Annotated in this window: 8 protein-coding genes and 1 pseudogene; 3 read left to right on the top strand and 6 right to left on the bottom strand. The window is 66.1% G+C overall.

Annotated elements, in window-relative coordinates; genetic code table 11:
* Window positions 1-97: 97 nt before the first annotated feature.
* A complete protein-coding gene (locus tag J2X06_RS08355) occupies window positions 98-1,258 on the bottom strand; it encodes an acyl-CoA dehydrogenase family protein (RefSeq protein WP_310060732.1) in 1,161 nt (386 codons plus the stop codon).
* A gap of 152 nt (window positions 1,259-1,410) precedes the next feature.
* On the opposite strand from J2X06_RS08355, the pseudogene J2X06_RS08350 reads away from it, so the two are divergent.
* The 3 genes and pseudogenes from J2X06_RS08350 to metH all read left to right on the top strand — a co-directional run.
* Window positions 1,411-2,337: pseudogene (locus J2X06_RS08350) on the top strand (ArsR/SmtB family transcription factor); the annotation flags it as partial.
* A 70-nt stretch (window positions 2,338-2,407) separates the two neighbouring features.
* Window positions 2,408-3,511, top strand: a complete 1,104-nt coding sequence (locus J2X06_RS08345; RefSeq protein ID WP_310060730.1) for a homocysteine S-methyltransferase family protein — start codon at window positions 2,408-2,410, stop codon at window positions 3,509-3,511.
* Window positions 3,508-6,195, top strand: coding sequence for a methionine synthase (gene metH, locus J2X06_RS08340; RefSeq protein WP_310060728.1), 2,688 nt, complete (start codon window positions 3,508-3,510; stop codon window positions 6,193-6,195). Before J2X06_RS08345 ends, metH begins: the two co-directional genes overlap by 4 nt.
* Before the next feature lie 113 nt (window positions 6,196-6,308).
* Here metH and J2X06_RS08335 read toward each other — a convergent pair whose 3' ends face one another.
* The 5 genes from J2X06_RS08335 to J2X06_RS08315 form a co-directional block, all read right to left on the bottom strand.
* A complete protein-coding gene (locus J2X06_RS08335; protein ID WP_310060726.1) occupies window positions 6,309-6,992 on the bottom strand; it encodes a DUF2058 domain-containing protein in 684 nt (227 codons plus the stop codon).
* 9 nt (window positions 6,993-7,001) lie between these two features.
* Window positions 7,002-7,232, bottom strand: coding sequence for a SlyX family protein (locus J2X06_RS08330; RefSeq protein WP_310060725.1), 231 nt, complete (start codon window positions 7,230-7,232; stop codon window positions 7,002-7,004).
* A gap of 13 nt (window positions 7,233-7,245) precedes the next feature.
* Window positions 7,246-8,595 (bottom strand): UDP-glucose dehydrogenase family protein, encoded by a 1,350-nt coding sequence (locus J2X06_RS08325; RefSeq protein ID WP_310060723.1) that lies wholly within the window; start codon window positions 8,593-8,595, stop codon window positions 7,246-7,248.
* Between the two features lie 79 nt (window positions 8,596-8,674).
* On the bottom strand, window positions 8,675-9,469 hold the full coding sequence (locus J2X06_RS08320) for an FKBP-type peptidyl-prolyl cis-trans isomerase (RefSeq protein ID WP_310060721.1): 795 nt from the start codon (window positions 9,467-9,469) through the stop codon (window positions 8,675-8,677).
* A 123-nt stretch (window positions 9,470-9,592) separates the two neighbouring features.
* Window positions 9,593-10,528, bottom strand: a complete 936-nt coding sequence (locus J2X06_RS08315; protein WP_310060720.1) for an FKBP-type peptidyl-prolyl cis-trans isomerase — start codon at window positions 10,526-10,528, stop codon at window positions 9,593-9,595.
* Window positions 10,529-10,530: the final 2 nt, after the last annotated feature.

Raw genomic sequence — 10,530 nt, 5'->3', positions numbered from 1 at the left:
TGGTCGGAGAGGTAATGACCGCCACCGCGGTCCACAGGGCAGGCGGTGGGTCGTGACGATCCGAAACGCTTCATGACGTGCTCGGCTCGGGCCTGGCTTAACGCAGGCCCGTCTCGTTGCGGGCAATGACCAGTCGCTGGATCTCGCTGGTGCCTTCGTAGATCTCGGTGATCTTGGCGTCGCGGAAATAGCGCTCCAGCGGCATTTCCTTGGAATAACCCATGCCGCCATGGATCTGCACGGCCTGGTGGGTGATCCACATGGCCGCTTCCGATGCGGTCAGCTTGGCGATGGCGGCCTCGTTGCTGAAGCGCGCGCCGCCGTTCTCGAACTGTCCCTTCTGCCAAGCCGCGCGCAGCGTCAGCAGCAACGCCGCGTCGAGCTTGCACTTCATGTCGGCGATCTTGGCCTGGGTCATCTGGAAGGTACCGATCGGCGCACCGAAGGCCTTGCGCTCGCGCACGTACTCCAGGGTCTTCTCGTAGGCGGCGCGGGCGATGCCGATGGCCTGGCTGGCGATGCCGATGCGACCGGCGTCAAGCACGCCCATGGCGATCTTGAAGCCATGGCCTTCATCGCCGAGCACTTCGTCGGCCTGGGCGACGTAATCGGCGAATTCGATCTCGCAGGTGGCCGAAGCGCGGATGCCGAGCTTGGGCTCGGTCTTGCCGCGATGGAAACCGGGCTTGGCGGTATCGACCACGAACGCGGTGATGCCGCGTGCGCCCTTGTCCGGCTCGGTCATCGCGAACAGCACGATGTACTTGGCGACCGGGCCGGAGGTGATCCAGCTCTTCTTGCCGTTGATGACGTAGGTGCCGTCGGCCTGCCTGACCGCCTTGCAGCGCATGGCAGTCGCGTCGGAACCGGATTGCGGCTCGGTCAGCGCGAAAGCGCCGATCTCGCGACCTTCGGCGATCGCGCGGACGTACAGCTGCTTCTGCGCCTCGGTACCGAACTTGAGAATGCCGTTGCAGAACAGCGAATTGTTGACCGACACGATGGTCGAATGCGCGGCATCGCCCGCGGCGATCTCGACCATGGCCAGCACGTAGCTGATCGGGTCCATGCCGGCGCCGCCGTATTCGGCCGGCACCTCGATGCCCATCAGGCCGTTTTCGCCCAGGGTGCGGATGTTTTCCAGCGGGAACTCACCCGTCTGGTCGTGGTGCTCGGCGCTGGGAGCAATCTTTTCCTGGGCGATGCGGCGGGCCACATCCTGGATCATCAACTGCTCTTCGGTGAAGCGAAAATCCACGTCGGCACCTCGTTTTTAGCTGTTGGGCATTTGCAGACCGCGAATTGTATCCGTGCTGCGTGAATAACCCCACCACCCGGCCTCCCAAAACTTGACCGCCGCAGCCCCGGGGACCACACTTATCGCTATATCGCGATAGGTTGATAAAGCATATGGACCTGGAAGGCTGGTCGTCCCGACTGAAGGTGTTCGCCGACGCCACGCGCGTGCGGCTGCTGGCGCTGATCGAGCGGGAAGAGCTGACCGTGGCCGAACTGTCGGCGATCACCCGCCTCGCCCAGCCCCGCGTTTCGACGCATCTGGCAAAACTGAAGGAAGCCGGACTGGTCCGCGACCGTCGCGCCGGCGTGTCGGCCTACTACCGCTTCGACGATGGCGCCCTCGACAGTGCGCAGAAGTCGTTGTGGCAAACCCTTCGCGAAGGCAGCGACGATCCGTTGCTGCGCCAGGACGCCGAACGGGTGGCCGACGTGCTCGCCTCGCGGGCCGCCGACCAGAACTGGGCCGACACGGTGGCGGGCGACATGGAGCGCCATTACTCGCCCGGCCGCACCTGGGAAGCAATGGCGCGCTCCGCCCTGCCCCTGCTCCAACCCGGTGACGTGCTCGACATCGCCTCCGGCGACGGCGTGCTGGCCGAACTGCTGGCGCCGCACTCCAACCGCTACGTGTGCCTGGACTCGAGCACCAAGGTCGTGCTGGCCGCATCCGAGCGGCTGCGCAAGCTCAGGAATGTCGAGGTGCGCGAAGGCGACATGCACGCCCTGCCTTTTCCGGACGCGCATTTCGACCTGGTCGTGCTGATGCATGCGCTGACCTACGCCGACCAGCCGGCCCAGGCCGTGGCCGAGGCCGCACGCGTGCTGCGTCCCGGCGGACGCCTGCTGCTGACCAGCCTGGCGCGCCACGAGCACCGCGGTGTCGTCGAGGCCTATGGACACGTCAACCTCGGATTCGCCGAGAAGGACCTGCAGAAGTTCGTGTCACGGGCCGGACTGGATGTGACCAGCTGCGAGACCGTCACCCGCGAGCGTCGTCCGCCGCATTTCGAAGTCATCGCGCTCATCGCCCACAAGCCGGCCGAAGCCGCTTCCGGGCGCAAGCACGCCGACAAGACCAACGCGCGCCCCACCGCGAAGAAGAACTGACATGACCGCACATCTCCCCTGGATCAACCCGCAACGCGCCGATGCGCTGCAACGCCTGCTGGCCGAGCGCATTCTCGTCATCGATGGCGCAATGGGCACCATGATCCAGCAGCACCAGCTCGATGAAGCCGCCTATCGCGGCGAGCGTTTCGCCCACGGCTACGACCAGGCCTACGCGCTGGCCGACCATGCCCATGGCGAAAGCTGCGGCTGCTCGCGCGACCAGCGCGGCAACAACGACCTGCTCAGCCTGACCCAGCCGCAGATCATCAGCGACATCCACGCGCAGTACCTCGACGCGGGCGCGGACCTGATCGAGACCAACACCTTCAACTCGACCACGGTGTCGCTGGCCGACTACGGGCTGGAGCACCTGGCACGCGAACTGAACGAGACCGGCGCGCGCCTGGCCCGGGCCGCCTGCGATGCGGCGCAGGCCAAGGACCCGGGCCGTCCCCGTTTCGCCATCGGCGTATTGGGCCCTACCAGCCGCACCGCCTCGCTGAGTCCCGACGTCAACCGACCGGGCTTTCGCGCGATCAGTTTCGATGAACTGCGCGTGGCCTACCGCGAGGCGACCGACGGTCTCATCGACGGCGGCGCCGACATCCTGATGGTCGAGACGGTGTTCGACACGCTCAACGCCAAGGCGGCCCTGTTCGCCATCGAGGAAGCGTTCGAGGCGCGCGGCGCGCGATTGCCGGTGATGGTATCGGGCACGATCACCGACGCCTCCGGACGCACGCTGTCCGGCCAGACCGCCGAGGCGTTCTGGTATTCGCTGCGCCACTCGCAGCCGCTGGCGATCGGCCTGAACTGCGCGCTCGGCGCCAAGGACCTGCGCGTGCACGTCGACGTGCTGTCCCAAGTCGCCGACGCCTACATCAGCACCCACCCCAACGCCGGTTTGCCCAACGCCTTCGGCGGCTACGACGAGACGCCCGAAGACATGGCCGCCGTATTGGGCGAGTTCGCACAGGCGGGCCTGCTGAACCTGGTCGGCGGCTGCTGCGGCACCACGCCGGCGCACATCGCCGCGATTGCCGAGGCGGTGAAACCGCATGCCCCGCGCACCCTGCCGCAGCTGGAGGTGGCCGCGGCATGAGCGTACTGACCCGTCAGACCCGGCTGAGCGGCCTGGAACCGCTGCAGATCACGCCTGAAAGCAACTTCATCAACGTCGGCGAGCGCACCAACGTCACCGGCAGCGCGCAGTTCAAGAAACTCATCCTCGAAGGTCGCTACGACGAAGCCGTCGTGGTCGCGCGCCAGCAGGTCGAGAATGGCGCCCAGGTGATCGACGTCAACATGGACGAGGGCCTGCTCGACTCCGAGCAGGCGATGGTGACCTTCCTCAACCTGATCGCGGCCGAGCCGGACATCGCGCGCGTGCCGGTGATGGTCGACAGTTCGAAGTTCAGCGTGATCGAGGCCGGCCTGAAGTGCCTGCAGGGCAAGGGCATCGTCAACTCGATCTCGATGAAGGAAGGCGAAGCCGAGTTCCTGCGCCAGGCGCGGCTGGTGCGCCGCTACGGCGCCGCCGTGGTGGTGATGGCCTTCGACGAGGCCGGCCAGGCCGACACGATCGAGCGCAAGGTCGAGATCAGTTCGCGTGCCTATCGCCTGCTGACCGAGCAGATCGGCTTCCCGCCCGAGGACATCATCTTCGACCCCAACGTGTTCGCGATCGCCACCGGCATCGAGGAGCACAACGACTACGCCGTGGCCTTCATCGAGGCCGCGCGCGAACTCAAGCGGCGTTTTCCGTTCAGCCATATCTCCGGCGGCGTTTCCAACGTCTCGTTCTCGTTCCGCGGCAACGAGCCGGTGCGCCAGGCCATCCATGTCGTGTTCCTGTACCACGCCATCAAGGCCGGCATGGACATGGGCATCGTCAATGCCGGCGCGCTGCCGCTTTACGACGACCTCGAGGCTGACCTGCGCGAGCGCGTCGAGGATGTCGTGCTCAACCGTCGCAGCGACGCCACCGAACGACTGCTCGAGATCGCCGACCGCTTCAAGGGCAAGAAGGGCGAAAAGAAGGTCGAGGACCTGGCCTGGCGCGACAAGCCGGTGCGTGCGCGCCTGTCCCACTCGCTGGTCCATGGCATCGACCAGTACATCGAAGTCGATACCGAGGAAGCCCGCAGCCAGTCGACGCGTCCGCTGGACGTGATTGAAGGGCCGTTGATGGACGGCATGAACGTGGTCGGCGACCTGTTCGGCGCCGGCAAGATGTTCCTGCCGCAGGTGGTCAAGTCCGCGCGCGTGATGAAGAAGGCGGTGGCCTACCTGCTGCCCTACATCGAGGCCGAGAAGCTGCGCACGGGCGATGCCGGCAAGTCCAACGGCAAGATCGTCATGGCGACGGTCAAAGGCGACGTCCACGACATCGGCAAGAACATCGTCGGCGTGGTGTTGGCCTGCAACAACTTCGAGGTCGTCGACCTGGGCGTGATGGTGCCGGCGCAGACCATCCTGGATCGCGCCAAGGCCGAGAACGCGGACCTGATCGGCCTGTCCGGTCTGATCACGCCGTCGCTGGAAGAGATGAGCCACGTCGCCCGCGAGATGCAGCGGCAAGGTTTCGCGATTCCGCTGCTGATCGGTGGCGCCACCACCTCGCGTGCGCACACCGCGCTGAAGATCGACCCGCATTACCAGTCGCCGACCGTGTGGGTGAAGGATGCCTCGCGCGCGGTCGGCGTGGCGCAATCGCTGATCAGCAACGACCTGCGGGCGCCGTTCGTGGCCGCCAACGACGCCGATTACGCCGAGATCCGCCAGCGCCACAAGCAGCGCGGCGACGGCAAGCGCTTGGTCTCGCTCGGGAAGGCCCGCGGCCAACGCTTCGATGGTCACTGGGACCAGTACGCGCCGCCCGCGCCGATGCAGCCGGGCCTGCATGTATTCGACGACTATCCGCTGGCCGAACTGGTCGAGTACATCGACTGGACGCCGTTCTTCAATACCTGGGAACTGGCCGGCAAGTACCCGGCCATCCTCACCGATGACATCGTCGGTGCGCACGCCAGCGAGTTGTACCGCGATGCACGCGCGATGCTGAAGAAGATCGTCGGCGAGAAGTGGCTGACGGCCAGGGCCGTGTTCGGCCTGTGGCCCGCCAATGCAACCGGCGACGATGTCGTGGTGGACGCCGGTGGCGCAGCCACCACGTTGCATTTCCTGCGCCAGCAGGTCGACAAGCCGGTCGAACGTCCCGACTTCTGTCTGGCCGACTTCATCGCTCCGAAGGACAGCGGCCGACAGGACTGGATCGGCGCGTTCGCCGTCACCGCCGGCATCGGCATCGAGGAGCACGTCACGAGGTTCGAAGCCGATCACGACGATTACAACGCGATCCTGCTCAAGGCACTGGCCGACCGCTTCGCCGAGGCACTGGCCGAACGCCTGCACCAGCGGGTGCGCAAGGAATTCTGGGGCTACGCCGGCGATGAGACGCTGGACAACGACGCCCTGATCCACGAGTCCTACCGTGGCATCCGACCCGCCCCCGGCTATCCGGCGTGCCCGGAGCACAGCGAGAAGGCCACCTTGTTCCGCCTGCTCAACGCCGAGAACAATGCCGGCGTGCGCCTGACCGAGAGCTTCGCGATGTACCCGGCGGCGGCCGTGTCCGGCTATTACTTCAGCCATCCCGACAGCCAGTACTTCGTCGTCGGTCGCGTCTCCAAGGAACAGGTGGAGGATTACGCGCGCCGCAAGGGCGTCAGCCTGGCCCAGGCCGAGCGCTGGCTGGCGTCGAACCTGGACTACGACCCGGAATGAGTCGCGGCGCCGATACGGCGCCGCAGCGACATCGGGAGTCCGTAACGGGCTTGATGCAATGCGCCGTCGCGTCTGCGGCGGCGTCGGGTTTGGCGTACGGAGTTTGGCGCGAATTACCAGACCAGGTCGTCGGGTACCTGGTACTTCGGATCCGCGTACGGGTCGTCCCCGGCCGGCGCGTTCGGATCGACCTTGAGGGCGATGGAGGGTGCGAACACGGCTTCGGCTTCTGCCAGCAGCGCGGCATCGACCAGCAGGTAACGCCCGTCCATCTGCAGCACGCCGAGTTCGCCGGCGTTGAGCGCCTTCAGCTGCACTTCGGTGACGTAGATGCGCTTGATCTTGCCGCCGTAGGGAAAATGGCGCGCGATATCCGCAGCCGGATCGTTGAGCGCCTTGTCCTTGACCAGTTCGGCCAGCTTGGCTCGCGCTTCGCGACGCAGGCGCGCCTCTTCCTGCTTGGCAGCCTCGGCGGCGATGCGCTCGTCTTTCTCGCGCTGGGCGCGGATCGCGTACGCCTTGGCCAGATCGATGTCTTCGCGCGTGCGGGGCTTGCCCTGCCCTTGTCTCTGCGGCGCAGGGCCCTGCGGCGCTTGTCCATGCCGTGCTTGCCCATGCCGCGCATGCCCATGCGGCGGCTTCCTGGCTGCCGGCTTGGTGTTGCGACCGGCATCCGGCCGCGGCGCCTGGCCACCGGGGCCCGACGGCTTGCCGGACTTTTGCTGCGCAGGGCGCTCGGGCTTGGGTGCTGGCTTGAAACCCAGTCCCAGGAGTTGGTCGCGGAGGCTGTCGCTCATAGTTCCGGATCAGTAGTGCGGCGGGGGTGGTTCTTGCGAGGGATCGGCGCTGATGGGGTTGGCCGCCATGGCGCTGCGCAGCTGCCGGACTTCTTCCAGCACGCGATGCAACAGCAGCGCGGTGCGCGCCTCTTCGTCGCGCGCGGCGGCCAGTGCGTCGCTCATCTCGCCCAGGGCGTGTTCCTGGAACGCCAGGCGCGTTTCCAGTTCGATCAGGCGTTGTTCCAGCGGCGTGCTCATCGCTTCGGTTCCGTCATTCGACCGAGGCTACGGATCGACCGCGGCCGATGCCGTAATAGGCCAATTCGGCCGCTTCGACTTCATCGGGATGGTAAAGGTTGCGGCCGTCGAAGATCACCCGGTCGGCCAACGCTGCGCGCAGTCGCTCGAAGTCTGGGCTGCGGAACTGCTTCCACTCCGTCACCACCACCAGCGCGTCCGCGCCGACCAGGGCCGCGTTGGCCGAATCGCACAGCTCCAGGCCGTCGCGCTCGCCGAAGACGCGCTGCGCCTCGTGACCGGCTTCGGGATCGTAGGCACGCACCTTGGCGCCGGCATCCCACAGTTGCTGCAGCAGGCGGCGGCTCGATGCCTCGCGCATGTCGTCGGTATTGGGCTTGAACGCCAGGCCCCACACCGCGAACGTCTTGTCGCGCAGCGCGGCCTGGTTTCCGTAATGGCGTTCGATCAGTTCGAACAGGTGGCCCTTCTGGCGGTCGTTGACCGATTCCACCGCGCCCAGCAGTTCGGCGCGATAGCCGAACTGGTGCGCGGTGCGCTCCAGCGCCTGCACGTCCTTCGGGAAGCACGAGCCACCGTAACCGGCGCCCGGGTAGATGAAATGCCAGCCGATGCGCGGATCCGAGCCGATGCCCTGGCGCACCATCTCCACGTCCGCGCCCACCTTTTCGGCGATGTTGGCGATCTCGTTCATGAAGCTGATCTTGGTCGCGAGCATCGCGTTGGCCGCGTACTTGGTCAGCTCGGCCGAACGCACGTCCATCACCACGATGCGCTCGTGGTTGCGGTTGAACGGCGCATACAGGCGCTTGAGCTTGTCCACCGCCACGGCGCTGCCGGCGCCGATCACGATGCGGTCCGGACGCATGCAGTCGTTGACCGCATCGCCCTCCTTGAGGAACTCGGGATTGGAGGCCACCTCGAAGGCGATGTCGGCGCCGCGCGCAGCCAGTTCTTCGGCGATCGCCGCACGCACCTTGTCGGCGGTGCCGACCGGCACGGTCGACTTGTTGACGATTACCGTCGGCCCGCCCAGGTGGCGGCCGATGGTGCGCGCCACTGCCAGCACGTACTTGAGGTCTGCGCTGCCGTCCTCGTCCGGTGGCGTGCCCACGGCGATGAAGATCACGTCGCCGTGTCCGACCGCAGTCGCGGCGTCGGTGGTGAAATGCAGACGGTCGGCGGCGTGGTTGGCCTTGACCATCGGTTCCAGGCCCGGCTCGTAGATCGGGATCACGCCCTGGTTGAGTCCGTCGACCTTGGCCCGGTCGATGTCCACGCACACCACGTCGTGGCCGACATCGGCCAGGCAGGTGCCGGTGACCAGGCCGACGTAACCGGTGCCGAAGATGGTGACGCGCATGCGGATTCCCGAGAGCTGAACACTGAAGCTGAAATGGAAGACGCCGGCGGCGAACCGCCGGCGTCATGAGGTTGCGACCTTACTTGGCGCCCGGCTTGACGATCTCGAGCAGTTCGACCTCGAAGGCCAGCGTCGCGTTCGGACCGATCGGACCGCCCGGCGTGCCCTTCTCGCCATAACCAAGCTTGGCCGGGATCCACAGCTTGTACTTGCTGCCAACCGGCATCAGCGCAATGCCCTCCTGCCAGCCGGGCACGACCTGGCCGAGCGGGAACACGACCGGCTCGCCGCGATCGTAGGAACTGTCGAAGGTCTTGCCGTCGAGCAGCGTGCCCTTGTAATGCACGCGCACGACATCGCTGGCCGTCGGCTTGGGACCGGTGCCTTGGGTGACGACTTCGTACTGCAAGCCCGAAGCGGTGGTCTTCACGTTCGGCTTCTTGCCGTTCTCGGCCATGAACTTCTGGCCGTCCTCGAGATTCTTCTTGGACTTGGCCATCATCTCGGCGATCTGCTTGGCCTGCATCTTCTGCATGAAGGCCTCGTTGATCTGCTGTGCCTGCTTCTCGTCCATCAGCAGTTTCTCGCCGGCCAGCGAGCTCTTGACGGCCTTGGCGACGACGTCGAAATCGATCTCGTCCTTGATCGGCTCCAGCGACTTGCCCAGGCCCATGCCGATCATGTAGCTGACGCGGTCCTTCTCGGTCGGAAGCCCGGCAATGGCGTTGCCGTCGGCGGGCTTGCCCGCTTCCGCGGCAGCGGTCTTGTCGGCATCGGCCTTGTCGGCGGACTTGTTGCAACCGGCTGCAAACAGCGCGAGCGAACCCACGGCGAGTGCAAGCGCGGTATGACGCAGGTACGGATTGATCGACATCTAAATGGACTCCTGGAGACGTACTGGAACGTGGCAGACCGCGGATGCAGCCGACAGCCAGACAAGCTGCCAGCCACGAGCTGAACGACGGGTGTTACATGAACATCATTGCCGAAAGTCAGCTCAGAGGATGGCCATCAGTTCGACTTCGAACACCAGCGTAGCGTTCGGACCGATGCCGCCCTGCGGCATGCCCTTCGGCCCATAGGCCAGGTCGCCCGGAACCCAGAACTTGAACTTGCTGCCGACCGGCATCATCGACACGCCTTCGGTCCAGCCTGCGATGACCTGGTTGAGCGCGAACTCGGCCGGCTGGCCGCGGCCGTACGAGCTGTCGAACTCGGTGCCATCGAGCAGCGTGCCGCGGTAGTTCACGCGGACGCGATCGGTGGCCTTCGGACGCGGACCAGCGCCCTGGCGCAGCACCATGTACTGCAGGCCCGAGCCGGTCGTGAACACGCCCTTGGTGGCCTTGTTCTGCGTGAGGAAAGCCGCGCCATCGCTGCGGTTCTTCTCGGCCAGCTCCGCGACCTGCGCCATCATCTTGTTCTGCACCTTCTGCTGGAAGGCCTGGCGCACCGTCGCCATTTCGGCTTCGCTCAGCAGCGGCTTGCCCTTGGCGAACGACGTGCGGATGGCCTGCACCAGCACCGGCACTTCCAGCTCGTCCTTGATCGGCGCCAGCGAACGGCCGACGTCGGCGCCCACCAGGTAACCGACCTTGTCCTTCGCCACGTCCGGCACCTTGGCGTCGGCCGGCGCCTGGCCGGCGCGCGACGCGATGCGCAGCATCAGCGACTGGCCGACCGTCTTGGCCTCGGTCTCGGTGATCAGCGGCTGCTTGCCGGCGAAAGCGTTGTCGACGGCGCGCTGGAACGCGGCGATGTCGAGGTCGGGCGCCACCGGCGCGATCGACTGGGCGATGTCGCTGCCCACCATGTAGCTGGCTTTTTCGCGGTCGGTGGTCAGCACGGTCTTGTCCTGGGCAATTGCGGTGGCGCTGATCAGCGTGGCCGCAGTGGTAAGCAACACGGCTGCGCCGCGCACGAAAGCCTTCATCG

The sequence above is a fragment of the Lysobacter niastensis genome (assembly GCF_031457115.1).
Lineage (GTDB): Bacteria > Pseudomonadota > Gammaproteobacteria > Xanthomonadales > Xanthomonadaceae > Lysobacter_J > Lysobacter_J niastensis_A.
The sequence above is the reverse complement of the archived record's forward strand: the minus strand, read 5'-3'. Positions and strand labels throughout refer to the sequence as shown.

What these genes read in the sequence shown, in the direction of transcription:
- J2X06_RS08345 (WP_310060730.1), top strand. Translation starts at nt 2,408, where the DNA reads ATGACCGCACATCTCCCCTGGATCAACCCGCAACGCGCCGATGCGCTG.
- metH (WP_310060728.1), top strand. Translation starts at nt 3,508, where the DNA reads ATGAGCGTACTGACCCGTCAGACCCGGCTGAGCGGCCTGGAACCGCTG.
- J2X06_RS08335 (WP_310060726.1), bottom strand. Translation starts at nt 6,992, where the DNA reads ATGAGCGACAGCCTCCGCGACCAACTCCTGGGACTGGGTTTCAAGCCA.
- J2X06_RS08330 (WP_310060725.1), bottom strand. Translation starts at nt 7,232, where the DNA reads ATGAGCACGCCGCTGGAACAACGCCTGATCGAACTGGAAACGCGCCTG.
- J2X06_RS08325 (WP_310060723.1), bottom strand. Translation starts at nt 8,595, where the DNA reads ATGCGCGTCACCATCTTCGGCACCGGTTACGTCGGCCTGGTCACCGGC.
- J2X06_RS08320 (WP_310060721.1), bottom strand. Translation starts at nt 9,469, where the DNA reads ATGTCGATCAATCCGTACCTGCGTCATACCGCGCTTGCACTCGCCGTG.
- J2X06_RS08315 (WP_310060720.1), bottom strand. Translation starts at nt 10,528, where the DNA reads ATGAAGGCTTTCGTGCGCGGCGCAGCCGTGTTGCTTACCACTGCGGCC.